We start from the raw sequence: 26,140 nt of genomic DNA, 5'->3' as shown, positions 1-26,140 counted from the left end.
TCTAGTCACCGAAGGTTTTCAAAATACGACAGCCGTTCGGTGCGCTTTCGCAAACACCTCTGACTCTACTCCGTAGGCGACCAATCAGGACCCGGGTCATACTCCAAAATATTTGCCGTGCGTTCGAGCGTGTCAGGACCAAAATCTGCCTCGAAAATGAGGCCGTTTTCGCCAACCAAAAACGAGTGAATTCCGGTCTCGCCGTATTCCGAAGGAACGGCCAGCAGCGCATGGCCTGCCACAAAATGCCCCCCAACAAAGAACGAATACGCACCGCCCGGAGCATTGGAACCCTGACCTTGAAGGATTGTATAGTAGTAACCAAGGAAGGGTTCCGGTTCGTAATCCTCTTCTCCGTCGCTCCACCCCGAGGCCACGGCCCGTGCAAGTGCCGCGCCGACAAAGCTGTCTTCTTCTGGCCAGAACAGACCATCTTTCACACCCGGATCGGAAATGATGTTGCGCGCGAACTCCATAACACCGTCGCCGTTGTGGTCGGCCAAACGAAACGCTGCCTGAAGATCGACATATGCGTCGAGCAACTCCATCACTTCCAGCTCATTCAACCCGATCTCACGGGCCGAAACTTCTTCGATGCCCGCAACGAGGTCGAAGTGCCAATCCTCACCATCTCGAGAGATCGGTATAGGGAAAGGCCAACTGTCCTCCCCCAGCAAAACGACAACACCGTCCTCGTCCGGCTGAAAGCGATAGCCCTCGGCATACATGCCAAGCACTTCCTCTCGTCTGGCCCGGTCTTCCTCGGGGTCGCCGGTTGCAAGCAGGTCTTCGGCTTCAGCTCCGAAAACATCCAACAACTGGTCCCGATCATCCGATTTCAACGCACTGACAAACGCGTCCAACGCCGCTTGAGGGCTGTTGAAATGGGCACCCTCAGAAGCGGCTGCGCTGGCCGTGGCGAAAAGAAGGGCAGAAGAAACTATGAAATTTCGCATCTTATCTCCTCCGCTTTCCCTTGGCCGCGTGCCCACGTTTTGACGCGCTGTGGGTTCTTTTGCCGGACGCTTTCTTTTGCATGGCTTTGCCTTTTGACGCAGATTTATTGTGCTGAACCGCAGCCTTTTTGGCCTGGGGTTTCTTGGCGGCCTTCGCATTGCTTTTGACTGGTTTCTTGGCGGCACCAGAAGACTGCTTGGTTCGGTCTACAGCCTTCTGTTTCGCGGCGGCTCTGTCAGTGTCGACATTCCCACGGTTGACCTTAGGCAATTGCTTGTCATTGCCCCGGTTGGCCAATGCGCCACCCGCAATCGCTCCGGCACCCGCCCCGGCTGCCAGCGCAGCAGCGCCTGAACCATCCCGACTTATGTCTGCGGCCCCGGATTCGCGGCTGAGCTTCGCACGAAGCTCATCTGTGCGCCCTGCTGGCCGGTCTACAGGCAAGGTGCCAGCGCCGCCGCCAGTGCGTTTATGATCGGCGATTTTGTTCCGCGCTTCTTGCTGACGGTTAGAGTCGGGTTTCCACTCGATGTCCGTGCGGTCACCCAGATCAATGTCGTTGCCAATATTGACGTTGCCATCGACGTCTATGTCGATGTTTGGATTCCTGTAGATCGGCCCACCGCCCCATCCGCCGCAGTTTCGGCAACCCCAGTAACCGTACCAATCGTCATCATCATCAAAAATCTCGTCGATCAGAGCCACGGCCCCAAATGTGAGCAGAGCGGCACCCACAACATCACCCGTTGATGGCCCGGTATACACAGTCGCAGGATCGTATTGCGGAACATAAACCGTTTCGGTGTTGGTTGGTGTGATGACGACGGTTTCATCCTCTTCGACTTCGACCGTTTGTTCGGGGCCTGACACCAGTGCACCGCTGTCAATCGCCTGATCCCGCATCACCTGAACCGCGTCCATCACGTCGTCAGATTGGGCCAGCATCGCTGTACCCACCGTTTCTGTCCAATCGACATGCGTTGCCATTTGTCCAACGACCTCAGGAAACGCCGTCGCAAGAACTCCGACGGACGGGTCCCAGCCCATCGCCTCGATTTCAGGTTCAAGCTCAGCCGGGTCTCGATCGGCATTGTCGATCAAAAAACGCTCGGCCTTCACAATCTCCAGCGGTTGTGTCGAAGCAACAAGTATCTGGATAAGCAAAGTATCCGGATACAAGGCAACCGGCGCGACCAGCGTCTGAAGTTCTGCATCGGTCAAGAGGTCAGTCGCCTCTTGTGACGCGACTTCCGTCGTTTCATCAGTGTTTTCTTGCGCAAAAAGCGCAGTACCTGCGCAAATCAGAGGCGCAAAAATCAGAAATCTAAACATATTGCGATCCTTCAATTTCTTTGAGGATTGCCCAAGTTCATGATTCTGGCAACAAATCTCGGAATAAGAGCCTCGGTCCAAAACAAAAAAAGCCCCCGCGTCCGGGACGCGGGGGCTGAAAATCAGAAAGTCAGGCTTTCTTATTCTTCGTCGGCAGCCTCTTCGGTGGCAACGCGGACTTTGTCGGCCGCGCCTTTGGCGTCGATGTCACGATCAACGAATTCGATGATCGCCATCGGTGCCATATCACCATAGCGGAAGCCCGCTTTCAGGATGCGGACATAACCGCCCTGACGCTCGGCGTAGCGGGGGCCCAGAACTTCGAACAGCTTTGCGACGTCTTTGTCTTCTTTCAGCTGCGATGCGGCCTGACGGCGGGCGTGCAGGTCGCCGCGCTTGCCCAGAGTGACCAGCTTTTCGATGATCGGGCGCAGTTCCTTTGCCTTCGGCAGAGTTGTTTTGATCTGCTCATGCTCGATGAGCGAGCCAGCCATGTTTGCAAACAGAGCCTTACGATGCTCATGAGTACGGTTCAGGCGGCGGTAACCACGTGCGTGACGCATTTTCTAGTTCCTTCTTTCGCGTTTTGCTTTGTCTGGCCGGCGATGCGTGTCACCGGCTCTCCTTGGGGCAAGATCGCCCTTATATTCCCCGGCAACCCGGGCATTGGGGAAGACGCGCTTAGAACGCGTCTTCGAATTTCTTCGCCAGATCTTCGATATTGTCGGGCGGCCAGTCCTCGACATCCATGCCGAGGTGCAGACCCATGCCGGACAGCACTTCCTTGATCTCGTTCAGCGACTTGCGGCCGAAGTTCGGAGTGCGCAGCATCTCGGCTTCGGTCTTCTGGATCAGATCGCCGATGTAAACGATGTTGTCGTTCTTCAGGCAGTTTGCCGAACGGACCGACAGTTCCAGCTCGTCCACTTTCTTCAGCAGCAGCGGGTTGAATTCCAGACCATCGTCTTCGTCCTGACGGCTTGCCGATTCAGGCTCGTCGAAGTTGACGAAGATCGACAACTGGTCCTGCAGAATACGCGCAGCAAAAGCCAGCGCGTCTTCTGGCGTGATCGAACCATCGGTTTCGATCTTCAGGGTCAGCTTGTCATAGTCCAGAACTTGACCTTCACGGGTCGGCTGAACGTCATAGGCGACCTTTTTGACCGGCGAATAGATCGCATCGATCGGGATCAGGCCGATAGGTGCGTCTTCGGGCTTGTTCTTTTCAGCCGAGACATAGCCCTTGCCAGTGTTGACGGTCAGTTCCATGAACAGATCGGCGCCATCATCCAGGTGGCAGATGACATGATCGCGGTTCAGAACCTCGATGCCGGCGCTTTCGCTGATATCACCAGCGGTGACAATTGCCGGGCCTTTGGCATTGATCGACAGGCGCTTGGGGCCTTCGACTTCCATTCGCAGGGCAACTTGCTTGAGGTTCAGAATGATGTCGGTGACGTCTTCACGAACGCCCGCGACCGAGGAAAACTCGTGCAGGACGTTGTCGATCTGAACGCTGGTGATGGCCGCACCTTGCAGCGAGCTCATCAGAACGCGGCGCAGGGCGTTGCCCAAAGTCAGACCAAAACCACGCTCCAGCGGTTCGGCAACCAGGGTCGCCTGACGTGCGGGATCGTTGCCCGGCTTGGCTTCCAGCTGGGTCGGCTTGATCAATTCAGCCCAATTCTTGTGGATCATGTAATCCCTCCATTCCTGTCCGCGCCCCATGACCAACAAGGTGCAGACGCCCGAGGTTCAAAATGACGTGCTGGGGCCGCGCAAAAACGCAGCCCCAGCTCAATTCAAAATCGCTTAGACGCGGCGACGCTTCGGCGGGCGGCAGCCATTGTGAGCAATCGGTGTCACGTCGCGGATCGACGTGATGTTGAAGCCCACTGCAGCCAGCGCGCGCAGAGCCGATTCACGACCCGAACCGGGGCCCTGAACTTCGACTTCCAGTGTCTTGACGCCGTGATCCTGCGCCTTCTTGCCTGCGTCTTCCGCAGCCATCTGAGCAGCATACGGAGTAGATTTACGAGACCCTTTGAACCCCATCGTCCCGGCTGACGACCATGCAATGGCGTTGCCCTGCACGTCCGAGATCAGGATTTTGGTGTTGTTGAAGGTCGAATTCACATGGGCCACGCCCGATGCGATATTCTTGCGCTCTTTTTTCTTGGTACGAGTCTTTTCGCGTGCCATCAGTCAGACCCCCCTTATTTCTTCTTACCAGCAATGGCCTTTGCGGGGCCTTTGCGAGTGCGAGCGTTGGTGTGAGTACGCTGACCGCGAACGGGCAGGTTACGGCGGTGGCGCAGGCCGCGATAGCAGCCCAGATCCATCAAGCGCTTGACGTTCATCTGAACTTCACGACGCAGGTCACCTTCAACGGTGAAGTTTGCATCGATGTGCTCGCGGATGGCCAGAACTTCGGCGTCGGACAGTTCGTTGACGCGACGAGACGCTTCAATGCCCACGGCTTCGCAGATCGCTTTGGCCGAGGTGTTGCCGATACCGGTGATATATGTGAGGGCGATTGGTACCCGCTTTGCAGTCGGGATATTTACGCCGGCAATACGTGCCACGTGTCACTTTCCTTTTCGTTGCGGTTCCGTAACTCCAGAACCTTTTTTCACAACGCTTTACCGTGGCAGTGTCGCCAGAGGGCTCAGCATTATTCGAGGTGGTCGGGGCATTAGGGACGAATCCCTCATGCAAACTTGATTCCCTTTAGGGATGGGGGTCGATATGGGGTTTTAGTGGGGCCGTCAAGCCCCAACCTCAAGTCAGCCCAGAATGGCTTCGATCGAGGCTCTGACTTCGTCGATGCTGGCCAGACCATTGACCGGGCGCAGATCACCCTTGGCATGATAGTAGCCGATCAACGGAGCGGTCTTTTTGTAGTACTCCATCAGGCGAATACGCACACTCTCTTCATTGTCGTCTGCCCGAACTGGTTTGCCTGCCGCCCGCGCCTCTTCTGCACGATTGACGATGCGCTTGATCAGCGTTTCATCATCAACGCGCATTTCGACCACAGTATGCAGCGACTGACCCAGCTTGGTCAGCAAAGCCGCCAGTGCATCGGCTTGCGCCAGAGTACGAGGGAAGCCATCAAAGATAAAACCTGCACCCTTTTCGGTCATCAGCTTTTCTTCGATCAGGCCGATCACAATCTCATCGGTGACGAGCTTGCCCGCGTCCATGATCGCGGCGACCTTCTGACCCATTTCGGTACCCGAGGTTTTTGCCTCGCGCAGCATGTCTCCGGTGCTCAGCTGAACCATACCGCGGGTTTCAACCAAATACTGAGCTTGCGTGCCTTTTCCGGCCCCCGGGGGCCCCAGAAGAATTATGTTCATCGACGAGCGGGTCCCTTCCTGCCGCGTTTCTTGCTTTTGCCGCGCAGTTGGGACTTTTCGATCAGCCCTTCGTATTGATGCGCCAGAAGATGGCTCTGTACCTGTTGGATTGTGTCCATGGTCACAGAGACAATAATCAGAACCGAGGTGCCGCCGAAATAGAACGGGATAGCAAACTGACCCCGAAGGATCTCAGGCAGCAGACAGACCGCCGCCAGGTAGGCCGAGCCCAATACCAGAACGCGGTTGACCACGTATTCCAGATACTCGGCGGTCTTCTTGCCCGGACGGATACCCGGCACAAAACCGTTTTGCTTTTTCAGGTTGTCCGCCACGTCATCAGGTTTGAACGCCACGTTGAACGTGTAGAAATATGCAAAGAACACGATCATCGACGCGAAGAACAGCAAGTACAGCGGCTGGCCGGGACCAAAATTGGCAAGCAGCCACGACATGATCGGCCCGTTTGCAGCACCCGACGAGAAGGTCGAGATCGTCACAGGCAACAGCAGCAGTGAGCTGGCAAAGATTGCCGGGATCACGCCCGCCGGGTTCACTTTCACCGGCAGGTGGCTAGAGCCGCCCTCATATACCTTCATACCGGCCTGACGGCGCGGGTACTGGATATGAACCTTGCGTAGCGCGCGTTCCATAAAGACCACAAAGGTAATCACGGCGATGACCATCACGATCACACCAACGATCACCGCGGGGCTGATTGCGCCGGACCGGCCAGAGGCAAAGAACTGCGCCAGTGCGGCCGGAACCTCGGCAATAATGCCGACGAAGATGATCAGAGAGATACCGTTGCCAATGCCGCGCGCGGTGATCTGTTCACCCAGCCACATCAGGAACATGGTGCCGCCAACCAGAGTAATCATGGTCGACATGCGGAAGAACAGCCCCGGATCTGTCGCCAGATCACCAGCCTCAAGTGAAACCGCCAGACCATAGGCCTGCACAGTGGCCAACGCCACGGTGCCGAACCGAGTGTATTGGTTGATCTTCTTGCGGCCTTGCTCGCCTTCTTTCTTGAGCTGCTCAAGCGCAGGAACCATTGATGTCAGCAGCTGCACGATGATCGAGGCCGAGATATAGGGCATGATGCCAAGGGCAAAGATACCCATCCGCCCCAGCGCCCCGCCGGTGAACATCGAAACCATGCCGCCGATGCCCTGCCCCGCCTGCTCCATGAACTCGCGCAATGCTGCTCCGTCGATCCCCGGCACCGGGATAAAAGTGCCCAGGCGATAGACGATCAGCAAACCCAGCGTGAACAGGATGCGGTTGCGCAGATCGGTGGCTTTGCCCAGAGCAGCCCAGCTTGTGTTGGCTGCCATTTGTTCTGCTGCTGATACCATAAATCGGTCTCTCTTATGCAAACGCCGCCCGGAACCGTTTTCCGGCTCGGACGGCGTCTTGGAAAACTCTGAGGTCTATGTAAGCGGGTCTTTGCCCGCTCACAAGCGATTACTCTGCCGCAGCAGCTTTTGTGACCTTCAGTGAACCGCCCGCTTTTTCAACTGCCTCAACGGCAGACTTCGAAGCTCCGGTCACTTCCAGGTTCACTTTGGTGCTGATTTCGCCTTTGGCCAGAACGCGGATACCGTCCAGCTTGCGGCGGACCAGACCGGACGCAACCAGAGCGTCTTCGGTGATCGCGGCCGAGGCGTCCAGCTTGCCAGCTTCGACAAACTTCTGGATCAGGCCCAGGTTTATAACGGCGAATGCCTTGCGGTTCGGCTTGCTGAAGCCACGCTTGGGCAGGCGCTGGTACAATGGCATCTGACCGCCTTCGTAGCCGTTGATGGCCACACCCGAGCGGGATTTCTGGCCTTTGATACCACGGCCACCCATTTTACCTTTGCCGGAACCCGGACCACGACCAACACGAGTGCGTTTGGATACGGCGCCAGGATTGTCGCGCAATTCGTTCAGTTTCATTTCGCTTCTCCTAAGCCGGATATGACCCCGAAGCGTGATGGGCCAAACACGGCATTTCTTGGTTTTGATTCTCATGGCAAAAAGCCACCGCAGGCGTATAGGCCCGATGGCGGGGCTTGGCAAGTCTGTAGATTGCCGTCGGCTCTGCGGTGCGGTCAAAGGTTCCCGAAGCAGACTTTAAACTGTTCCCAAAATGACGACTTCACCGGTTTCTGACCGTTATTTGAGCAAGAATTGCATCAACTTTGACAGAAACCACTTGCCATGCCGGGGTGGTAGTCTATCCGGTTGCCTGAAGACACCAGACTGGCAGGCGCATGACTCACCCATCTCTCTCGCTCCGTGAAAAACCGGAGACAACCGCCGCGCGTGACTGGGTAACAACGCTTGCCAAATATCGCGAACCGAACCAGCTGCGCAGCGCGTTCGAGTTGGGCGTCAGCATTATTCCCTTTTTCGCGTTATGGGCTTTGTCCTGGATGTCGCTGTCGGTCAGCTATTGGCTGGCCTTTGCGATTTCCGTGCTCAACGCAGCTTTTCTGTTGCGACTGTTTGCCATCCAGCATGACTGCGGGCACGGCGCTTTCTTCAAAAACCGGTCGGTCAGTGACTGGGTCGGGCGGGGAATCGGAGTTCTGACGCTGACACCTTATGATGTATGGCGCCGCACGCATTCCTCCCACCACAACAGCTCCGGCAACCTGGGCAAGCGCGGGATGGGGGACATCCATACACTGACCGTGGCTGAATATCGGGCGAAAACGCCGATGAACCGGCTCTGGTATCGGGTTTATCGGAACCCGATCACCCTGTTCGTGTTTGGCCCCGGCTATCTGTTCCTGTTTCAGAACCGCCTTCCACTGGGTCTGACCGACAGCGTCAGGTTCTGGGTCAGTGCGATGGCCACCAATGTCGCGATTCTGGTTGCACTAGTGGCCATCTACTATTTTGGCGGGCTGATGCCGGTACTTCTGATCTTTCTGCCCTCAACCCTGATTGCCGCTACAGCCGGAGTTTGGCTGTTCTATGTGCAGCACCAGTTCGAGGACACGCATTGGGAATCGGATGAGAACTGGCAGTTGCACGAAGCGGCCCTGCACGGAAGCTCTCATTATATATTGCCGTCCGTGTTGCAGTGGTTCACCGCCAATATCGGCATCCACCACGTGCACCACCTGTACAGCCGCATTCCGTTCTACCGCCTGACCGAAGTGTTGCGCGACCATGATGAATTGGCCAACAGCAACCGGATGACCATTCGCGAGAGCCTGGCCAACGCGCGGCTGCATCTATGGGATGAGAAAAACCGCCGCCTGTTGTCCTTCGCCGAGGCCCGCGCGCTTTACGGGTGAGGGTTAGGTTCCGCGACCTGTTGGGCTGTCGGAAAGCAGCCGTTGCTCCGGGCGCGTGATGCGGATAGCGTCACCTTCATGAAACATGTCCCCAAAGAAACAACAGATGAGGCCCTTATTCAGGAGTTCCTGGATAAAGGAGGCAAAGTCAGCATTGGCAAAACCAAACCCGCGCCTGCTGAGCTGGGTCTGAGCAAGAATGTCTGGAACGCCAAGCTGACCAAAGAAGAGAAGGCCGCGCGCGACAAGAAGTGATTGTGCGAGGCCGGTGGGGCAAGCGGAATGACGTTGGAAAGCAAATGTGACCCTGGAAGAGGGGAGCGCCATTGACGTGTCTTCAGGTCTTTGACCAAACCCGTCTTTGGAGGGGAATAATGGCTCCGCGAAAGCGGTTTATTTGTTAGATTTATCCGCAAGCCGCGCCAGTGACTGCCCGTGGGATGGCACCACAACAGATGATCAGCGTGCTTTTTAGCCCCAAATACATCCAAACTCATGGCGAAGCGCATACGTCCCCAAAGCGCCAGCCCGCCGGGACGGGCAGTCGCTGGCGCGGCGGCCTTCGGCCTTGTTCAGCGCTTAATTGGGTAAGTGGAAAGACGTTAAAAGGCATTTGTGACCCTGGAAGCGTGCAACTTCATCGACGTATCTACTGGTCTCCGATCCAACCCGTCTTTGGAGCGACGTAAAGGCACCCGTAGGTCGGAATTTTCTTGGAAGATAAGTATTTTATGATTGTAGCCCTGACTAGTTTTCAAAGCAGGTATCATAGTGTAAACCTGAGCAAAATTTCGGCATGTTGAATTCAACTTCTTTGGCCGCAGTAGTTTTCGAAAGAACTTTGCCAATTGATGAGAGCAAATCGTATTCACTCCATGAATTATGTTGAACAGATAAAAGCAGCAGTTGAGGCTGGCGGAAAAGTAATTTGGTCTGTTCTGATCGCGTCTTCTGTAGTTCTGATTGTTGACCACATTTGGCCTGAAGTATTCTTGGGGCTACCGGAATGGGCATTGCCTTTAATGAGGCTCGCTGCAATTATTTGTGCGGTTCTTGCTTCTGGATCGATATTGACCCAGCTTATTCGATTTTTAAAGAAGTTTGCGATCTTGGTCACCGCCCCCCTACGGAAAAAGTCGATCAGAAATAAACTTCTGAATTTAGATCACTTTGAGGTGCTAATTCTCAGCAAAGCTCTTGCGGAAAACGACCGTACCGTTTGGATGAAACCGGACTTACCACACGCAATTAGCCTTCAAGACAAGGGTTTACTCGAGCGATATTTCGCAGGCGTGGTCATCCATAACGATGGGAGCAGTAGTTTTGAGGTTCCAATGGAAGTGTGGCGGATGATGCTATCAATGGAAGAGTTCTTCATGCCAAATCCGAATGCACTGCTGAAAGCCGTAAACACCTACCGTAGCGGTTCAGCAGTTCTAAAGGCTCTTCCGCAAGCTCATCCGGCGATTAAACTCAGATCTAAAATGGCCCATGACTAGAAATAGCCACGCTTCTTTGGCAAAGATGTATGGACGACTTAGGAAAATCGTGTTTGCACTTCCCCTATAGACACCCACCCCCAACACAGCTATACGCACCCAATCTTGCGGCCTCGGATTCGTTCCGGGGCCTCTGATATTTGTAACCGGGGACCTTCGGGGCCCTATACCCTTGGCACCTACGGGGGCCTATCACATAGCGGGGAAATCCCCGCACTTGCTAAACGGAAGACAGAAAGCATGGCACTCAAGTCGTACAAGCCGACGACGCCGGGCCAGCGCGGGCTGGTGCTGATCGACCGTTCGGAGCTTTGGAAAGGACGTCCGGTCAAGTCTCTCACTGAGGGTTTGACCAAATCGGGCGGCCGGAACAACACCGGACGGATCACTTCACGCCGCCGCGGCGGTGGCGCAAAGCGTCTCTACCGGATCGTTGACTTCAAACGGAACAAATTTGATGTCGCGGCAACCGTCGAACGGATCGAATATGACCCGAACCGGACCGCATTCATCGCACTGGTAAAATACGAAGACGGCGAGCAGGCATATATCCTGGCTCCGCAGCGTCTGGCTGTTGGTGACAAAGTCGTGGCTTCGGCCAAGGCAGACATCAAGCCGGGCAACGCAATGCCGTTCTCGGGTATGCCCATCGGTACCATCGTCCACAACATCGAGATGAAGCCTGGTAAAGGCGGTCAGATCGCACGTGCGGCCGGTACTTACGCTCAGTTCGTTGGTCGCGATGGCGGCTACGCTCAGATCCGTCTGAGCTCGGGCGAACTGCGCCTGGTCCGTCAGGAATGCATGGCCACCGTTGGTGCCGTGTCCAACCCCGACAACAGCAACCAGAACCTCGGTAAAGCCGGTCGTATGCGCCACAAGGGCGTGCGTCCGTCGGTTCGTGGTGTCGCTATGAACCCGATCGATCACCCGCACGGTGGTGGTGAAGGTCGTACCTCGGGTGGCCGTACACCGGTTACGCCTTGGGGTAAGGACACCAAGGGTAAGCGTACCCGCAACAAAAACAAAGCGTCCCAGAAGCTGATCATCCGCTCGCGGCACGCCAAGAAGAAGGGACGTTAATCCATGTCTCGCTCTGTTTGGAAGGGTCCTTTCGTCGATGCTTACGTGCTGAAAAAAGCCGAAGCAGCGCGCGAGTCGGGCCGCAACGAAGTCATCAAGATCTGGTCGCGTCGTTCCACCATTCTGCCCCAGTTCGTGGGTCTGACCTTTGGTGTGTACAACGGCCACAAGCATATCCCCGTCAACGTCTCGGAAGACATGATCGGTCAGAAGTTCGGTGAGTATTCGCCGACCCGGACCTATTATGGCCATGCCGCAGACAAAAAAGCGAAGCGGAAGTAAGTCATGGGCAAGGAAAAGAACCCCCGCCGCGTGGCTGAAAACGAAGCAATGGCGAAAACCCGCATGCTTCGTACCAGCCCGCAGAAACTGAACCTGGTTGCGCAAATGATCCGCGGCAAGAAAGTCGAGAAGGCTCTGACCGACCTGACTTTCTCGAACAAGCGTGTCGCGCAGGACGTCAAGAAGTGCCTGCAATCCGCAATCGCCAACGCCGAGAACAACCACAACCTGGACGTTGACGAGCTGATCGTCGCCGAAGCCTGGGTTGGCAAAAACCTGATCATGAAACGCGGTCGCCCACGGGCCCGTGGCCGTTTCGGCAAGATCATGAAGCCGTTCTCGGAGATCACCATCAAGGTGCGTCAAGTTGAGGAGCAAGCCTAATGGGACATAAAGTCAATCCGATCGGCATGCGCCTTCAGGTCAACCGCACCTGGGACAGCCGCTGGTACGCTGACACCAAGGATTACGGTGATCTTCTGCTGGAAGACATCAAGATCCGTGAGTTCATCAATAAAGAGTGCAAGCAGGCCGGTGTTGCACGTGTGATCATCGAACGTCCGCACAAAAAGTGCCGCGTCACGATCCACACCGCACGTCCTGGCGTCATCATCGGCAAGAAAGGTGCGGACATCGAAGTTCTGCGCAAGAAGCTGGCCGCAATGACCGACAGCGAACTGCACCTGAACATCGTCGAAGTGCGCAAGCCCGAGCTTGACGCGCAGCTGGTTGCCGAGTCCATCGCTCAGCAGCTGGAGCGTCGTGTTTCGTTCCGTCGCGCCATGAAGCGCTCGGTTCAGAACGCCATGCGCATGGGCGCCCTGGGTATCCGGGTGAACGTCGCTGGCCGTCTGGGCGGTGCTGAAATCGCACGGACCGAATGGTACCGCGAAGGCCGCGTGCCTCTGCACACTCTGCGTGCCGACATCGATTACGCACATGCCGAAGCGATGACCCCCTACGGGATCATCGGGATCAAGGTCTGGATCTTCAAAGGTGAGATCATGGAGCACGATCCGCAGGCACGTGACCGTAAAGCACAGGAACTCCAGGACGGCCCTGCACCTCGTGGTGCTGGTGGCGGTCGTCGCTAAGGAGGGAAAGATATGCTTCAACCAAAGCGTACTAAATTCCGCAAGATGCACAAAGGCCGGATCAAGGGCGAAGCCAAAGGTGGCTCTGATCTGAACTTTGGCACTTACGGTCTGAAAGCTCTGCAGCCTGAACGCGTCACTGCGCGTCAGATCGAAGCTGCACGTCGTGCCATGACCCGTCACATGAAACGTCAGGGTCGTGTCTGGATCCGTATCTTCCCCGACACTCCGGTCACTGCAAAGCCGATCGAAGTTCGTATGGGTAAAGGTAAGGGTTCGGTGGACCGTTGGGTTTGCAAGGTCAAGCCCGGTCGCGTGATGTTCGAGATCGACGGCGTCAATGACGAGATCGCCCGCGAGGCTCTGCGCCTTGCCGCGATGAAACTGCCGATCAAGACCCGCATAGTGGTTCGCGAAGACTGGTAAGCGATCCGGGGGCAACCCCGTTCGTGCCAAGATAGACCCCCGCCGAGAAATCGGCGGGGGTTTTCTGTTGTTGTGGGCACAGGTGATCCGGATGGCGGTGAAAACAGTCGACCTTTGACCAAAGCGTTTCTAGGCTGCGTTGAGGACTGGGAGGGTTTTATGGATCAGCCGCGCAAGAAGGTGTTTGTCAAAGAAGTCGTGACCTCGGATCAATTGGGGCAACCTTGTGATCCGATCAGTCGCGTCGCGGTTATGGCCGTCATCCGGAACCCCCTGGCAGGTGCGTTTTCAGAGGATCTGTCCGAGCTGTTCGAAATCGGTGGTTCTTTGGGCGCGGAACTTGCCGCCGAGGCGGCGGCGCAACTGGACGGTACGCCGGTTTCATACGGCAAAGCAGCGATCGTTGGCGTGAATGGTGATCTTGAACACGGCGGGGCAGTAATCCACCCTAAACTCGGAGCGCCCATGCGTGCGGCGGCGGGCGGAGGAGAGGCGGTGATCCCCTCGAACGCCAAGTTGGGCTCACCGGGTTGCGCGATTGATCTGCCTCTTGGGCACAAGGACAATCCCTGGTCGTTCGACCATTTCGACACGATGACGTTGAACATCCCTGACGCGCCAAAACCGGATGAGATCGTGCTGTGCCTTGCCTATGCCGATGGCGGCCGCCCGATCCCGCGCTGTGGCAAAGGGCCCGTCAAAAGCTAAACGGCTGGTCTTGCCGAAAACACTGGGGTATGCCCGGCCCATGGCACAGATTGAATCACTCTTCGTTACCCGTCTCTATCGCGCTGCTTTGTCCGAATTCGGTCCCAAGATCGACGCGGAGGAGCTGGAAAATTCCTGCCTTGTCATCGCCGAAGATGACGAGGCCGGTCAGGATTGGTGTGAAGAAAACGGTTATCCCGGCTACACCAGCTATGCGTCGCTGACCGACCTGCCCTGGCGGTTCCCGATCTTTGCCGATCTGGTGAAGGTGCTTGATCAGCACGTGGCGGCCTTTGCCAAGGATCTGGAGTTTGATCTGGGCGAAGGTGAACTGAAACTGGAAGATCTGTGGATCAACATCCTGCCCGAGGGCGGAATGCACTCCAGCCACCTGCACCCGCACAGCGTGATCTCGGGCACGACCTATGTGGCGATGCCTGAAGGGGCCAGCGCGCTGAAACTGGAAGACCCCCGCTCGGGCCGCATGATGGCCGCACCAACGCGGCTCAAGGGTGGACGGCGCGATTTGCAGCCGTTCATCTACATGAAACCACAGGTGGGCGACGTCCTGCTTTGGGAAAGCTGGTTGCGCCACGAGGTGCCGATGAACATGGCGGAAGATGAGCGGATCAGCGTGAGCTTTAACTATAAGTGGGACTGACGCGGCCGTCTGTCACGATCACAATTCAAGATTAAATGCAAAAAGTCCTTGCAATGTGCCGCCACATCAACGATGTGAGGCACGCTTTCGTTTTTCTCTTTCGACCACTGTCTCCCGATTATTCGGCGTTCAGTCTCTCGATCCAGACCGACAACGCCGCGCTGTCGCAATCCCGCGGACAGCAATATACTAGGAGACTACGGATATGGCCAATGGCACCGTAAAATGGTTCAACACAACTAAAGGTTTTGGCTTCATCGCACCGGAGTCCGGTGGCAAAGACGTGTTTGTACACATCTCTGCTGTTGAGCGCTCGGGTCTGACCGGCCTGGCCGACGACCAGAAAGTAACATTCGACATCGAGCCCGGCCGTGACGGTCGCGAGTCGGCTGTGAACATCGCTCTGGCGTAAGTCACTCAGACTTAGACAGTTGAAGACGCGGTCTCGTGCAAACGAGGCCGCGTTTTGCATTTTGCAGATTACTTGCCAGACACTCGAGCGCGAAACTTTGGGAACCCGATGCAGTTGCCATTCACGGAGCCGGATCTGTAGGCCCCTTTTTTGAATTTGAGGTCAAACTTCATCACGCTTCCCGATGAACAGCTGCCCTGTTTGGAGATCGTTGCATCGAATTGCAGCCGATCGTCTGTGACTTTTCGAACCTCGATGCCTTCTGGCGTAATTCCATGAGCCGCAAGAACCTGTGGTGTGTTGTTGTTGACGGCGATATCCATCTGCCAGGGTCGGCTGGAATTGATGGTCAGGGTCCATTTTCCGTCGGGCGCAGCCGTCGCGAGGGATGCAGACATCAACATTGTAAATGCAAAAATCGATAATTTGGAACCTTGCATAAGGCACCTCATCGTTAAACATTCACTAAAATCAGACGATGATGATAGATCGGCATACGTTCAAAGGCCAACAGTTTGAGAATCGCGGGTAGATCTGACCAAAGCTTCTGGAAAACTACCAACGATTTGAAACTTCGATTTCAGAGCGAAACACTCATACAGAATGAGTGTGCAATCTTTCCCTTGCCACCCACCCCTGAAACCCCTATAGAGCAGCATCTTGCGGTCCCCCGGCTGAGTCGGGGGATTCGTATGTCTATCATTCATCCACCAGGTCAAAGGTGACCCGAGTTCGGGGCCTTCTGGTGTATTGAGCAAAGGAAAAAGGCGATGAACGCCCAAGAACTGCGTGACAAGACCCCGGACCAGCTCCGCGAGGAACTGGCCAACCTGAAGAAAGAAAGCTTTAACCTGCGCTTTCAACAGGCAACCGGTCAGCTGGAAAACAATGCCGGCATCAAAGCGGCCCGCCGTAATGCTGCCCGCGTCAAAACCATTCTGAACGAAAAGGCCGCTGCCGCGGCATCCGAGGAGTAATCAGATGCCCAAGCGTATCCTGTCCGGAATCGTAACCAGCGACGCCAACGAGCAAACCGTGACTGTTTCGGTTGAACGCCGTTTCAAGCACCCGCTGCTGCACAAAACCGTTCGTAAGTCCAAGAAATACAGGGCTCACGACGAAAAGAACGCCTTCAAGGTCGGTGACACCGTACGCATCATCGAATGCGCGCCGAAATCGAAGACGAAACGTTGGGAAGTTCTGGAAGCGTAAGCTTCCGGGATTTTTCATTTGTCGAAACCCTGGGGGATTTAACAAGACCAGCCCCCACAGGTCGGGAGAAACCACATGATCCAGATGCAGACCAATCTGGATGTCGCTGACAACTCCGGCGCACGCCGAGTTCAGTGCATCAAGGTCCTGGGTGGTTCCAAGCGTAAATACGCCTCCGTCGGCGACATCATTGTCGTCTCGGTGAAGGAAGCCATCCCACGCGGCCGCGTAAAGAAAGGTGACGTCCGCAAGGCCGTCGTCGTACGCACCGCCAAGGAAGTCCGTCGCGAAGACGGCACCGCGATCCGTTTCGATCGCAACGCCGCCGTCATCCTGAACAACAACAATGAGCCGATCGGTACCCGTATCTTTGGCCCCGTTGTTCGCGAACTGCGCGGCAAGAACTTCATGAAAATCATCTCGCTGGCTCCGGAGGTGCTGTAATCATGGCTGCTAAACTCCGCAAAGGCGACAAGGTCGTCGTGCTGGCCGGCAAGGACAAGGGCAAAGAGGGGACTATCACCTCGGTTGACCCGAAAGCCGGTAAAGCTGTTGTTGATGGCATCAATATCGCCATCCGCCACACCCGTCAGTCGCAAAACTCGCAAGGTGGTCGCCTGCCTCAGGCAAACCCGATCGAGCTGTCGAACCTGGCACTGCTGGACAAGAACGGCAAAGCAACCCGCGTTGGCTTCCGCCTGGAAGGTGACAAGAAGGTCCGCTTCGCCAAGACCACAGGGGACGTGATCGATGCTTGATAACGCAACCTACACCCCGCGTCTGAAAGCTCAGTACGCCGAAACCATCCGTGCCGCTCTGAAAGAAGAGTTCGGATACAAGAACGACATGCAGCTGCCCAAGCTGGAAAAAATCGTTCTGAACATCGGTTGTGGTGCTGAAGCCGTCAAAGACTCGAAGAAAGCGAAAGCTGCTGTCGAGGATCTGACTGCGATTGCCGGTCAAAAGGCCGTTGCAACCAAGGCGAAGAAGTCGATCGCGGGATTCCGCGTCCGTGAAGACATGCCGCTGGGCACGAAAGTGACCCTGCGCGGTGACCGGATGTACGAATTCCTGGATCGTCTGATCACCATCGCGCTGCCGCGCGTTCGTGACTTCCGCGGTGTTAAGCCTTCTTTCGATGGTCAGGGCAACTTTGCCATGGGCATGAAAGAGCACATCGTGTTCCCGGAAATCGACTTCGACAAGGTCGACGAGGTCTGGGGCCTGGATATCGTAATTGCCACCACAGCGAAAACCGACGCTGAAGCAAAGGCATTGTTGAAAGCTTTCAACATGCCGTTCAACGCGTAAGCGCCGGGAGGATTGAGACATGGCTAAAAAAGCAATGATCGAACGCGAGAAGAAGCGCGAACGCCTGGTGGCCAAATATGCCGCAAAGCGTGCCGAGCTGAAAGAAATCGCGAATGACGAGAGCAAGCCGATGGAAGAGCGTTTCAAAGCGCGTCTGAAACTGGCGAAACTGCCGCGCAACAGCTCGGCTACTCGTCTGCACAACCGTTGTCAGCTGACCGGTCGTCCTCACGCTTACTACCGTAAGCTGAAGGTCAGCCGTATCGCGCTGCGCGAGCTGGGTTCTGCTGGTCAGATCCCCGGCATGGTGAAATCGAGCTGGTAAGGGAGACATAGATATGAATGATCCTATCGGCGATATGCTCACCCGTATCCGCAACGCGCAAATGCGCGGCAAGTCCACCGTTTCCACCCCAGCTTCCAAGCTGCGTGGTTGGGTTCTGGACGTGCTGGCGGACGAAGGTTATATCCGTGGCTACGAAGCGACGACCGGAGAAAACGGTCATCCGGCCATCGAAATCAGCCTGAAATACTACGAAGGCACCCCTGTCATTCGCGAACTGAAGCGGGTCTCGAAGCCCGGTCGTCGCGTATACATGGGCGTCAATGACATCCCGCAGGTCCGTCAGGGTCTGGGCGTGTCGATTGTCAGCACTCCGAAAGGTGTGATGTCGGACCAGAACGCTCGCTCCAACAATGTTGGTGGCGAAGTGCTCTGCACCGTCTTCTAAGGAGGTCTGCAATGTCTCGTATTGGTAAAAAACCGGTCGAGCTGCCCAGCGGCGTAACCGCCTCTGTGTCGGGTCAGACCATCGAAGTCAAAGGTCCGAAAGGCACCCGCAGCTTCACCGCGACTGATGATGTAACGCTGTCGGTTGAAGACAACGTTGTGCAGATCAACCCCCGTGGCATGTCCAAACGTGCCCGCCAGCAGTGGGGCATGAGCCGCACCATGGTTGCCAACCTGGTAACCGGTGTGACCCAGGGCTTCAAAAAAGAGCTGGAGATCCAGGGTGTTGGTTACCGGGCTCAGATGCAGGGCAACACCCTGAAGCTGAATCTTGGCTACAGCCACGATGTTGATTTCACTGCTCCGGAAGGTGTCACCATCACCGCACCGAAGCAGACCGAGATCGTTGTGGAAGGTATCGACCAGCAGCAAGTGGGCGAAACCGCGGCCAAAATCCGCGAGTGGCGCCGTCCCGAGCCGTACAAAGGCAAGGGCATCCGCTATAAGGGCGAGTTCATCTTCCGCAAGGAAGGCAAGAAGAAGTAAGGACGCAAACAATGGCAAACAGCAAAAGAACCCTGTTTCTGAAGCGCCGCCTGCGCGTTCGGAACAAACTTCGCAAGGTCAACGCGGGTCGTCCGCGTCTGTCCGTACACCGTTCGAACAAGAACATCTCTGTTCAGCTGATCGACGACGTGCGTGGCGTGACCCTGGCCTCGGCCTCGACCCTGGAAAAAGATCTGGGTGTTGTTGGCAAGAACAACGTCGAAGCGGCCACCAAAGTGGGCGCGGCCATCGCCGAGCGTGCCAAAAAGGCAGGCGTCGAAGAGGCCTATTTCGATCGTGGCGGCTTCCTGTTCCACGGCAAAGTGAAGGCTGTCGCCGACGCTGCGCGTGAAGGTGGTCTGAAGATCTAAGACTAAGCGCATCCCGAAAAGTGGAAACCGATTTTCGGGTCAAGATGCGCAATGCCAAAGATTGAGGGCGGGTTTCGATCCGCCCCGACGATCCGGGGGCCTCGGCAGTAGTCGGGGCTCACTTGGATTGAAGTAAACGGCGCCGTATGCGCCACATGAGAAAAGGGATGCCAAATGGCAGAACGTGATAACCGCCGGGGCCGTGGTCGTGACCGCGATGAAACTCCGGAATTCGCAGATCGTCTGGTTGCGATCAACCGTGTGTCGAAAACCGTAAAAGGTGGTAAGCGCTTTGGCTTCGCCGCTCTGGTGGTCGTAGGCGATCAGAAAGGCCGCGTCGGCTTTGGCAAGGGTAAAGCGAAAGAAGTACCTGAGGCCATCCGCAAGGCAACTGAACAAGCCAAACGTCAGATGATCCGCGTTCAGCTGCGCGAAGGTCGGACCCTGCACCACGACATCGAGGGCCGTCACGGCGCCGGTAAAGTGGTTATGCGCACAGCACCTGAAGGTACTGGTATCATCGCCGGTGGTCCGATGCGTGCCGTGTTCGAAATGCTGGGCGTTAAGGACGTTGTATCCAAGTCGCTGGGCTCGCAGAACCCGTACAACATGATCCGTGCCACCATCAACGGCCTGCAGAAAGAGCAGAGCCCGCGTTCGGTCGCACAGCGTCGTGGCAAAAAGGTTGCTGACATCCTGCCCAAGCGGGACGAAGCACCGGCAGCTGCTGAAGCAGAAGCATAAGGAGAGCGACCCATGGCAAAAACCATCGTCGTAAAGCAGATCGGCTCGCCGATCCGCCGCCCCGCTGAACAGCGCGCGACCCTGATCGGTCTGGGCCTGAACAAGATGCACAAAACCCGTGAGCTGGAGGATACTCCTTCGGTCCGCGGCATGATCCGCAAGATCCCGCATCTGGTAGAGATCGTCGAAGAGCGCGGTTAAGCGCGATACCTTCGAAGAACTACAAACGCCTCCGAACAATTCGGGGGCGTTTTGTCATTGATAGGTCTTGTTGGCCTCATTACTCGGACGAAGCGGCGTCAGTTGAACCTGAACGCATTCCGTCGATTGTCCGACGCATATAGTCCATGAATTGCGCGCGCTCAGCTACGCTCAAAACCCGCAGCGCATCAGTATTCACGTTCTGAGCTGCCTCATAGGCGTTGTCTCGAAGTGCAGCGGCTTTCTCGGTCAACCAGATCAATTGAGCCCTGGCATCAGTGGGATTCTTTGTTCTCTTGATCAAGCCGTCACGTTCCATTCGGTTGAGCGTGTTGGCGAGGGTCGCCTGCTCGACATCGATTTTGCCCAGCAGATCCTTTTGCGTCACACCGTCTTTCAGCCAAAGCTCCAGCAAGATCGGGAACTGGCCGACAACGATGCCTAAGGGTGCGATGCGGTGTTGCAATTCCTTCGCGAACAATCGCGCCATGTGATTGACCAGATATCCGGCCGAGGTCTCTTTTTCGAATTTCATGCTCTAGATTTACTCTTGAACAGCATGCTATGCAATATTATATAGCTTGCTATATAGTGGAATCGAAAGGAATCGAAATGGCTCGTATCGAAGAGATGGACAATATCGTCACGCTGGCAGATCAGATGCAGACCGTGGAAGGACCGGTGGTGCTGATCAACCTGTTTACGGTGGACGCCGAAGACGAAGCGGCGCTGCTTCGGGCATGGGCGCATGATGCAGACTTCATGAAGTCTCAGCCGGGATATATTTCGACCCAACTCCATCAGGGCATCGCGGGCAGTTCGACCTTCGTGAACTACGCGATTTGGCAAGACGTACAGAGCTTTCGCGACGCGTTCACTCATCCTGAGTTTCAGCGTCGGATTGCGGACTATCCATCAAGCGCAGTAGCCCGGCCACATCTTCTTCGAAAACTCGCAGTCGAAAACCACTGCACCGCCTGAAACGAAAACCGGAGTAGTCACATGTTAAGAGCAATTCACCCCATCGCCGGAGTATTGGGTTTTCTTACAATCCTCGTATTCTGGACATCCACCCTGTACAGCGAGTTGTTTGCAACCCATGCGACTGTCGCTGCTGTAAAGTCCATGATCGTCAGCGGTCTCTTTGTTCTGGTGCCTGCTATGATAATTGTCGGCGCGTCCGGCATGTCCCTTGGGCGCCGCCGCAAAGATGCGCCAGCGCTTGCCAAGAAGAAGCGGATGCCGATCATAGCGATGAACGGGTTGCTCATCCTGGTTCCGGCCGCCATCTACCTCAGCGCAAAGGCAAACGCTGGCTCCTTTGACACCAGCTTCTATACTGTACAGATCGTCGAACTGATTGCTGGTGCAACCAATCTGACGCTGATGGGGCTTAGCATTCGTGACGGTCGGGCGATGACTGCCCGCAAAAGAAGTGCGCGGAAGAAATGAATGCAGCATGTGATTGCGACGGGACGGCAACGTGTACAGCTATTCAATAGATGCATATCGGCTAGACCAAAAGTTCCGTTGTTAGCGATACCGAACACACCTATCTCAGCTTTGTCCAAATAAGGAGCACACAAGGAAACGTCAGGGAATTCGCCCTGATTAGAGAAAGGAACATAGAAATGACAACCGCAACACTGACAAATACCGGCTTCAACTTCGGCACCCGGATCGCGGACATGATCGCACGGATCAAAACGGCGCGTGCACGTGCCGCTGAGTATCAGCGCACCTATTCCGAGTTGCAGCACCTGAGCAACCGCGAATTGGATGACATTGGCGTCCGCCGTTGCGACATCGCAGACATTGCGCACCGGCACGTATACTGCTCGTAACCGCAAAAACCTGCAAACCAGCTCAAAGGCGCCATTCGGCGCCTTTTCTGTTTTCTGAAATAGACTCCCGCCTGGCACACAGGGCTTTCAGGAGCGCTGTGAGGGCTAAAACATGTGCAGCACGCCTCTTTCCCGGATCCAACCATTTCGTCGCCCTACGACGCCAAAATCAACGCAATGGTTCCATTGAAGCTGCGAAGCGGCCCTGCAGCACTTGGGAAACACTACGAAGAAACAATCTCGGCAGAAACCTGGGCTGCGCCAATCAGTTTTTTCACCACGATCCATGGGGCAAGCGCGAGCGTCCTTAAACGCGACACACGACGCAGAATACTACCGTCACCTGAGGAAGGTTTGATCCAACGACCTGCGGCCCTACTGCGGCCTCTCACAGGCGGTTCAGATCCTTCTCATTTCAAACCGTCCAGCCACAGCCCGCTTGAATCGTCCTGGGCAGCATTCAATCCGGTTCCAGTACCTGAAACGAAATCGGCCCCGGCGGGTTGAACCGCCGAGGCCGTGAATAGTCGCAGTAAGCGTCGGATCAGAGACCGGTGCTTACGTCGATGGTGTTACCCTCTTCCAGGGTCACATATGCTTTTTTGACGTCTTTCCGACGGCCCAGCTGGCCGCGGAACCGCTTGACCTTGCCTTTGGTCACGGTGGTGTTCACCGCTTTGACCTTCACACCAAACAGCGCCTCAACGGCCTCTTTGATCTGCGGCTTGTTGCTGTCGATCGCCACTTCAAAGACAACCGCGCCATTTTCGGACGCCATGGTCGACTTTTCGGTGATGATCGGCTTGCGGATCACGTCGTAGTGTTCTGCCTTCGCGCTCATTTCAGACGAGCCTCCAGTGCTTCGACAGCCGCTTTGGTGAGCACCAGGGTGTCACGCTTGAGGATGTCATAGACGTTTGCGCCCATCGACGGCAGGATATCCAGACCTTCGATGTTCTTGGACGCTTTCAGGAACCCTTCGTTCACGGTCGCGCCGTCGATGACCAGAGCGCGTTTCCAGCCCAGGTTTGCAACCTGTTTGGCCAGAGCGGCGGTCTTACCTTCGGCTTCGGCGTTTTCGATCACAACCAGTTCACCTGCCTTGGCTTTCGCCGACAGTGCGTGGCGCAGACCAAGCTTGCGGAACTTCTTCGGCAGGTCATGACCATGCGAACGCACGACCGGACCTTTATAGATACCACCACCACGGAAGATCGGCGCGTTACGGTCACCATGGCGTGCGCCGCCGGTGCCCTTCTGGCGATAGATCTTCTTGGTCGAGTAGCTGGTTTCCGAGCGGGTCTTGACCTTGTGGGTGCCAGCCTGCGCGTTGTTGCGCTGCCAACGGACCACACGGTGCAGGATGTCCGCGCGCGGCTCCAGGCCGAACAGATCGGCGTTCAGCTCGATGTCGCCGGCTTTGCCGCCGTCCAGTTTGATTACATCAAGTTTCATGCTTCACCACCTTCCGCGGGAGCTTCTTCCGCAGGTGCTTCAGTTGCAGCCGATTTCACAGCAGCCGGGAAAGGCAGGCCTTCCGGTGCTTTCTTCTTGACGGCGTCCTTGACGGTGACCCAGCCCGATTTCGGTCCGGGAACGGCGCCTTTGATGAAGACCAGACCACGGTCGGCGTCGGTTTTGACGACTTCCAGGTTCTGGGTGGTTACACGGGCAGCACCCATGTGACCGGCCATCTTCTTGCCTTTGAACACCTTGCCCGGGTCCTGACACTGACCCGTTGAGCCGTGCGAACGGTGGCTGATCGAAACACCGTGCGAGGCGCGCAGACCACCGAAGTTGTGGCGCTTCATTGCACCGGCAAAGCCTTTACCGATCGAGGTGCCCGAAACGTCAACCTTCTGACCTTCCAGGAAGTGTTCTGCCGAAATCTCGGCGCCCACTTCGATCAGGCCATCAGCAGAGACGCGGAACTCGGCCAGCTTACGCTTGGGCTCGACCTTGGCAGCGGCATAGTGACCGCGCATGGCCTTCGAGGTGCGTTTTGCCTTGGCAGCACCGGCACCCAGCTGAACGGCGGTGTAGCCGTCTTTGTCATCGGTGCGCTGTGCAACGACCTGCAGGTTGTCCAGGTGAAGAACGGTCACAGGGATCTGCTTGCCGTCTTCCATGAACAGGCGGGTCATGCCTACTTTTTTTGCGATAATACCAGAGCGCATAATCTATACCCTCCGATCTTACGACTGCAGCTTGATCTCGACGTCCACACCAGCAGCGAGGTCGAGCTTCATCAGCGCATCAACGGTCTGGGGGGTCGGATCAACGATGTCGAGCAGACGCTTGTGCGTACGGATCTCGAACTGGTCGCGGGATTTCTTGTCAACGTGAGGGCCACGGAGAACCGTGAACTTCTCGATCTTGTTCGGCAGCGGGATCGGGCCACGCACGTTCGCGCCGGTCCGCTTGGCAGTGTTGACGATCTCTTGCGTGCTGGCATCCAGAACGCGATAGTCAAATGCCTTCAGCCGAATACGGATATTTTGGCTTTGCATAATAGCAGCCTTTTATCAGGCGTTGAGGTTGAGAGGAGGACAAGCGCGCATCGCCAACCCTCATCGAACCCAAAAGGCGGGAATCACCCCGCCTTGATGTTCTTAGTGAGAACTCGCGCGAAATACAGGGGTGTGTGGGGTTTGGCAAGAGGGGAAATTCATCTCTGCTCCGGGAAGGCAGCCCGAAATCAAAGCATTTGCCTGTCACCGTGGGTCAGCCATTGATTTGGCTCAATACGCACGAAAGGCGCAGCCACTAGACTCTGACTTGGATAACCTAAGACCGGAGCGAACTGTCACTCCCAAGGGGAAGTGCCTGGTCCTTCTTGACCAAAGGAAAACCACGATGCTTAAACATGTTGTAACTGCTGCGTTCCTTGGCGCAACGCTAACGGTGCTGTCGAGCGACGCCGCAGCCCAACAAGGCGCATCAAATGACCTTAGAAAGTTCTTTGAAAGTCGCGAAATTCCAGTCTCAACCGATAACTTTGTGCGTGCTGCCACAGACATCGAATTTGGAAAATACGTTGCGCTGTCAGGTGGCATTAACAAAGTTCTGCACATACGAGAACCTACCCCGATTGACCAACAGCCCACGATCCGCATGAACCGGGACACCCTTTATAGCATGGCAGTCATTGACATCACCGAAGGAGCAACCCTCACCTTGCCGGATGGAGGGGGCCGCTACATCTCGGCACAAATCGTCAACCAGGATCACTATATGAACAAGGTGTTTCTAGGCGCAGGAACGTATGAGTTGGACACGGGCACGTTCGACACACCTTTCGTTGTGATGATTGCCCGGCTTTTAGTGGACGCCAGCGACCCCGACGACATCGCGCAAGTTTCTGCGCTACAAGACAAGATCACTCTAGAAGCCAAGTCTGAAACCCCCTTTATTGTGCCAAATTACGACGAGGAAAGCTTTGATGACGTTTTGAAAGCTGCACTATCACTTAGCCGGTTTATTCCTGATAGCCGGGACACGTTTGGCGCCAAAGGCGAAGTGGACCCGATCCGCCACTTTTTGGGAGCCGCCTTCGGCTGGGGCGGGTTGCCGGAGGAATCCGCCTTTTACCTGTCAATTGACCCCAATCGCCCTATTGGAGAATATGAAATCAATGTCCCGGCCTCAGTCCCAGTGGACGCCTTTTGGTCCGTTAGCGTCTACAATGCAGATGGCTTTTTTGAGGAAAACGAGACCGGTGTATACAATGTGAATTCTGTTTCGGGCACCGAGAACGACGATGGCAGCATGACCGTTCATCTTGGCGGATGCGATGACGCACGGATAAACTGTATCTCGCTTACAGATGGATGGAACTATGCGGTGCGCCTGTACCAACCTGGCCCGGAAATCCTCGATGGAACATGGGCCTTCCCTGAGGCGGTTCCGGTGTCCATGGACTGAAAGCAAAGGCCTGATGCAAAAAACTGCTATGTAAAAAGGCCGCCCCCCCTAAGGAGCGGCCTTCTTTAGTCTCACCGATGTGCCGGGCTGAAGCCCGGCCTATCGATTATTCTACGATCTTCGACACAACGCCGGCGCCAACGGT

At 55.9% G+C, this 26,140-nt stretch carries 41 protein-coding genes; 26 read left to right on the top strand and 15 right to left on the bottom strand.

The window, feature by feature from the left end; genetic code table 11:
• Positions 1-65 precede the first annotated feature (65 nt).
• From AC2FLD_RS19695 to rplO, 9 genes are all read right to left on the bottom strand, one after another.
• Positions 66-956, bottom strand: a complete 891-nt coding sequence (locus AC2FLD_RS19695) for a DUF2950 family protein (protein ID WP_496673098.1) — start codon at positions 954-956, stop codon at positions 66-68.
• 1 nt (position 957) lies between these two features.
• Complete coding sequence (locus tag AC2FLD_RS19690; RefSeq protein WP_050605852.1) at positions 958-2,289, bottom strand: DUF3300 domain-containing protein; 1,332 nt, start codon at positions 2,287-2,289, stop codon at positions 958-960.
• 140 nt (positions 2,290-2,429) lie between these two features.
• Positions 2,430-2,852 carry a 50S ribosomal protein L17 gene (gene rplQ, locus AC2FLD_RS19685; protein WP_496673095.1) on the bottom strand — a complete coding sequence of 141 codons (423 nt, stop codon included), beginning with the start codon at positions 2,850-2,852 and terminating at the stop codon, positions 2,430-2,432.
• A gap of 118 nt (positions 2,853-2,970) precedes the next feature.
• Positions 2,971-3,987: a DNA-directed RNA polymerase subunit alpha gene (locus AC2FLD_RS19680; protein ID WP_050605850.1), complete on the bottom strand. Its 1,017-nt coding sequence runs from the start codon at positions 3,985-3,987 to the stop codon at positions 2,971-2,973.
• A gap of 114 nt (positions 3,988-4,101) precedes the next feature.
• The gene (rpsK, locus tag AC2FLD_RS19675) at positions 4,102-4,491 is read right to left on the bottom strand and encodes a 30S ribosomal protein S11 (protein ID WP_037311698.1); all 390 of its coding nucleotides are present in this window, start codon (positions 4,489-4,491) and stop codon (positions 4,102-4,104) included.
• A gap of 14 nt (positions 4,492-4,505) precedes the next feature.
• The gene (gene rpsM, locus AC2FLD_RS19670) at positions 4,506-4,874 is read right to left on the bottom strand and encodes a 30S ribosomal protein S13 (protein ID WP_050605849.1); all 369 of its coding nucleotides are present in this window, start codon (positions 4,872-4,874) and stop codon (positions 4,506-4,508) included.
• Positions 4,875-5,075: 201 nt separating this feature from the next.
• Complete coding sequence (locus AC2FLD_RS19665) at positions 5,076-5,651, bottom strand: adenylate kinase (protein WP_496673092.1); 576 nt, start codon at positions 5,649-5,651, stop codon at positions 5,076-5,078.
• On the bottom strand, positions 5,648-7,012 hold the full coding sequence (secY, locus tag AC2FLD_RS19660; protein WP_050605847.1) for a preprotein translocase subunit SecY: 1,365 nt from the start codon (positions 7,010-7,012) through the stop codon (positions 5,648-5,650). The genes AC2FLD_RS19665 and secY overlap by 4 nt, the downstream gene beginning before the upstream one ends.
• Positions 7,013-7,121: 109 nt before the next feature.
• Positions 7,122-7,595 (bottom strand): 50S ribosomal protein L15, encoded by a 474-nt coding sequence (gene rplO, locus AC2FLD_RS19655; protein WP_496673090.1) that lies wholly within the window; start codon positions 7,593-7,595, stop codon positions 7,122-7,124.
• 317 nt (positions 7,596-7,912) lie between these two features.
• Between rplO and AC2FLD_RS19650 the strand changes: the two genes are divergently transcribed.
• The 11 genes from AC2FLD_RS19650 (at position 7,913) to AC2FLD_RS19600 (ending at position 15,112) form a co-directional block, all read left to right on the top strand.
• Positions 7,913-8,947, top strand: a complete 1,035-nt coding sequence (locus tag AC2FLD_RS19650; protein WP_496673087.1) for a fatty acid desaturase — start codon at positions 7,913-7,915, stop codon at positions 8,945-8,947.
• Positions 8,948-9,025: 78 nt separating this feature from the next.
• The gene (locus AC2FLD_RS19645) at positions 9,026-9,202 is read left to right on the top strand and encodes a hypothetical protein (protein ID WP_176797675.1); all 177 of its coding nucleotides are present in this window, start codon (positions 9,026-9,028) and stop codon (positions 9,200-9,202) included.
• A 620-nt stretch (positions 9,203-9,822) separates the two neighbouring features.
• On the top strand, positions 9,823-10,446 hold the full coding sequence (locus AC2FLD_RS19640; RefSeq protein ID WP_496673084.1) for a hypothetical protein: 624 nt from the start codon (positions 9,823-9,825) through the stop codon (positions 10,444-10,446).
• Positions 10,447-10,686: 240 nt separating this feature from the next.
• Positions 10,687-11,529 carry a 50S ribosomal protein L2 gene (rplB, locus tag AC2FLD_RS19635; RefSeq protein ID WP_050605843.1) on the top strand — a complete coding sequence of 281 codons (843 nt, stop codon included), beginning with the start codon at positions 10,687-10,689 and terminating at the stop codon, positions 11,527-11,529.
• A gap of 3 nt (positions 11,530-11,532) precedes the next feature.
• A complete protein-coding gene (gene rpsS / locus AC2FLD_RS19630; RefSeq protein ID WP_010437056.1) occupies positions 11,533-11,811 on the top strand; it encodes a 30S ribosomal protein S19 in 279 nt (92 codons plus the stop codon).
• A gap of 3 nt (positions 11,812-11,814) precedes the next feature.
• Entirely contained in the window at positions 11,815-12,195 is a 381-nt protein-coding gene (rplV, locus tag AC2FLD_RS19625) for a 50S ribosomal protein L22 (RefSeq protein WP_050605842.1), read from the top strand.
• Complete coding sequence (gene rpsC, locus AC2FLD_RS19620; RefSeq protein ID WP_050605841.1) at positions 12,195-12,905, top strand: 30S ribosomal protein S3; 711 nt, start codon at positions 12,195-12,197, stop codon at positions 12,903-12,905. Before rplV ends, rpsC begins: the two co-directional genes overlap by 1 nt.
• A gap of 12 nt (positions 12,906-12,917) precedes the next feature.
• A complete protein-coding gene (rplP, locus tag AC2FLD_RS19615) occupies positions 12,918-13,331 on the top strand; it encodes a 50S ribosomal protein L16 (protein WP_496673082.1) in 414 nt (137 codons plus the stop codon).
• 159 nt (positions 13,332-13,490) lie between these two features.
• Positions 13,491-14,039 carry an amino acid synthesis family protein gene (locus AC2FLD_RS19610; protein WP_496673079.1) on the top strand — a complete coding sequence of 183 codons (549 nt, stop codon included), beginning with the start codon at positions 13,491-13,493 and terminating at the stop codon, positions 14,037-14,039.
• A 40-nt stretch (positions 14,040-14,079) separates the two neighbouring features.
• On the top strand, positions 14,080-14,700 hold the full coding sequence (locus tag AC2FLD_RS19605) for a 2OG-Fe(II) oxygenase family protein (protein WP_050605904.1): 621 nt from the start codon (positions 14,080-14,082) through the stop codon (positions 14,698-14,700).
• Positions 14,701-14,905: 205 nt separating this feature from the next.
• Positions 14,906-15,112 carry a cold-shock protein gene (locus tag AC2FLD_RS19600; RefSeq protein WP_050605838.1) on the top strand — a complete coding sequence of 69 codons (207 nt, stop codon included), beginning with the start codon at positions 14,906-14,908 and terminating at the stop codon, positions 15,110-15,112.
• A 68-nt stretch (positions 15,113-15,180) separates the two neighbouring features.
• Here AC2FLD_RS19600 and AC2FLD_RS19595 read toward each other — a convergent pair whose 3' ends face one another.
• Entirely contained in the window at positions 15,181-15,510 is a 330-nt protein-coding gene (locus AC2FLD_RS19595) for a hypothetical protein (protein WP_496673076.1), read from the bottom strand.
• A gap of 372 nt (positions 15,511-15,882) precedes the next feature.
• Between AC2FLD_RS19595 and rpmC the strand changes: the two genes are divergently transcribed.
• From rpmC to rpmD, 11 genes are all read left to right on the top strand, one after another.
• A complete protein-coding gene (rpmC, locus tag AC2FLD_RS19590; protein WP_050605836.1) occupies positions 15,883-16,089 on the top strand; it encodes a 50S ribosomal protein L29 in 207 nt (68 codons plus the stop codon).
• Positions 16,090-16,093: 4 nt separating this feature from the next.
• A complete protein-coding gene (rpsQ, locus tag AC2FLD_RS19585; protein WP_039538279.1) occupies positions 16,094-16,324 on the top strand; it encodes a 30S ribosomal protein S17 in 231 nt (76 codons plus the stop codon).
• Positions 16,325-16,399: 75 nt separating this feature from the next.
• The gene (rplN, locus tag AC2FLD_RS19580; RefSeq protein WP_039523372.1) at positions 16,400-16,768 is read left to right on the top strand and encodes a 50S ribosomal protein L14; all 369 of its coding nucleotides are present in this window, start codon (positions 16,400-16,402) and stop codon (positions 16,766-16,768) included.
• 2 nt (positions 16,769-16,770) lie between these two features.
• Complete coding sequence (gene rplX, locus AC2FLD_RS19575; RefSeq protein ID WP_050605835.1) at positions 16,771-17,082, top strand: 50S ribosomal protein L24; 312 nt, start codon at positions 16,771-16,773, stop codon at positions 17,080-17,082.
• Entirely contained in the window at positions 17,075-17,635 is a 561-nt protein-coding gene (rplE, locus tag AC2FLD_RS19570) for a 50S ribosomal protein L5 (protein ID WP_050605834.1), read from the top strand. The genes rplX and rplE overlap by 8 nt, the downstream gene beginning before the upstream one ends.
• A gap of 19 nt (positions 17,636-17,654) precedes the next feature.
• Positions 17,655-17,960 (top strand): 30S ribosomal protein S14, encoded by a 306-nt coding sequence (gene rpsN / locus AC2FLD_RS19565; RefSeq protein ID WP_010437098.1) that lies wholly within the window; start codon positions 17,655-17,657, stop codon positions 17,958-17,960.
• 13 nt (positions 17,961-17,973) lie between these two features.
• Positions 17,974-18,366, top strand: a complete 393-nt coding sequence (rpsH, locus tag AC2FLD_RS19560) for a 30S ribosomal protein S8 (protein ID WP_008757119.1) — start codon at positions 17,974-17,976, stop codon at positions 18,364-18,366.
• Between the two features lie 11 nt (positions 18,367-18,377).
• Entirely contained in the window at positions 18,378-18,911 is a 534-nt protein-coding gene (gene rplF, locus AC2FLD_RS19555; protein WP_050605833.1) for a 50S ribosomal protein L6, read from the top strand.
• Between the two features lie 11 nt (positions 18,912-18,922).
• Positions 18,923-19,282 carry a 50S ribosomal protein L18 gene (gene rplR, locus AC2FLD_RS19550; RefSeq protein WP_010437103.1) on the top strand — a complete coding sequence of 120 codons (360 nt, stop codon included), beginning with the start codon at positions 18,923-18,925 and terminating at the stop codon, positions 19,280-19,282.
• Between the two features lie 174 nt (positions 19,283-19,456).
• The gene (rpsE, locus tag AC2FLD_RS19545) at positions 19,457-20,026 is read left to right on the top strand and encodes a 30S ribosomal protein S5 (protein WP_050605832.1); all 570 of its coding nucleotides are present in this window, start codon (positions 19,457-19,459) and stop codon (positions 20,024-20,026) included.
• Between the two features lie 12 nt (positions 20,027-20,038).
• Positions 20,039-20,227 carry a 50S ribosomal protein L30 gene (rpmD, locus tag AC2FLD_RS19540; RefSeq protein ID WP_050605831.1) on the top strand — a complete coding sequence of 63 codons (189 nt, stop codon included), beginning with the start codon at positions 20,039-20,041 and terminating at the stop codon, positions 20,225-20,227.
• A gap of 79 nt (positions 20,228-20,306) precedes the next feature.
• On the opposite strand, the gene AC2FLD_RS19535 is transcribed toward rpmD, so the two are convergent.
• Entirely contained in the window at positions 20,307-20,762 is a 456-nt protein-coding gene (locus tag AC2FLD_RS19535; RefSeq protein WP_496673073.1) for a MarR family winged helix-turn-helix transcriptional regulator, read from the bottom strand.
• A gap of 77 nt (positions 20,763-20,839) precedes the next feature.
• On the opposite strand from AC2FLD_RS19535, the gene AC2FLD_RS19530 reads away from it, so the two are divergent.
• From AC2FLD_RS19530 to AC2FLD_RS19520, 3 genes are all read left to right on the top strand, one after another.
• On the top strand, positions 20,840-21,208 hold the full coding sequence (locus AC2FLD_RS19530) for an antibiotic biosynthesis monooxygenase family protein (protein ID WP_496673071.1): 369 nt from the start codon (positions 20,840-20,842) through the stop codon (positions 21,206-21,208).
• A 21-nt stretch (positions 21,209-21,229) separates the two neighbouring features.
• Positions 21,230-21,679 (top strand): hypothetical protein, encoded by a 450-nt coding sequence (locus AC2FLD_RS19525; RefSeq protein ID WP_496673068.1) that lies wholly within the window; start codon positions 21,230-21,232, stop codon positions 21,677-21,679.
• Between the two features lie 179 nt (positions 21,680-21,858).
• On the top strand, positions 21,859-22,071 hold the full coding sequence (locus AC2FLD_RS19520) for a DUF1127 domain-containing protein (RefSeq protein WP_050605827.1): 213 nt from the start codon (positions 21,859-21,861) through the stop codon (positions 22,069-22,071).
• Positions 22,072-22,615: 544 nt separating this feature from the next.
• Here the strand turns inward: AC2FLD_RS19520 and AC2FLD_RS19515 are convergent.
• Genes AC2FLD_RS19515 through rpsJ form a run of 4 tightly spaced genes read right to left on the bottom strand, consistent with a single transcriptional unit; the run spans position 22,616 to position 24,581 of the window.
• Positions 22,616-22,912 (bottom strand): 50S ribosomal protein L23, encoded by a 297-nt coding sequence (locus AC2FLD_RS19515; protein WP_008757532.1) that lies wholly within the window; start codon positions 22,910-22,912, stop codon positions 22,616-22,618.
• Positions 22,909-23,526, bottom strand: a complete 618-nt coding sequence (gene rplD, locus AC2FLD_RS19510) for a 50S ribosomal protein L4 (protein WP_008756644.1) — start codon at positions 23,524-23,526, stop codon at positions 22,909-22,911. The genes AC2FLD_RS19515 and rplD overlap by 4 nt, the downstream gene beginning before the upstream one ends.
• Positions 23,523-24,248, bottom strand: a complete 726-nt coding sequence (gene rplC, locus AC2FLD_RS19505) for a 50S ribosomal protein L3 (protein ID WP_298853839.1) — start codon at positions 24,246-24,248, stop codon at positions 23,523-23,525. The genes rplD and rplC overlap by 4 nt, the downstream gene beginning before the upstream one ends.
• An 18-nt stretch (positions 24,249-24,266) precedes the next feature.
• Complete coding sequence (gene rpsJ / locus AC2FLD_RS19500) at positions 24,267-24,581, bottom strand: 30S ribosomal protein S10 (RefSeq protein WP_008756422.1); 315 nt, start codon at positions 24,579-24,581, stop codon at positions 24,267-24,269.
• Between the two features lie 346 nt (positions 24,582-24,927).
• On the opposite strand from rpsJ, the gene AC2FLD_RS19495 reads away from it, so the two are divergent.
• A complete protein-coding gene (locus AC2FLD_RS19495) occupies positions 24,928-25,995 on the top strand; it encodes a DUF1214 domain-containing protein (protein WP_496673065.1) in 1,068 nt (355 codons plus the stop codon).
• Positions 25,996-26,140: the final 145 nt, after the last annotated feature.

It is taken from the genome of Ruegeria sp. CDSA021 (assembly GCF_059612325.1).
This window is presented reverse-complemented; position numbering and strand designations above follow the sequence as displayed.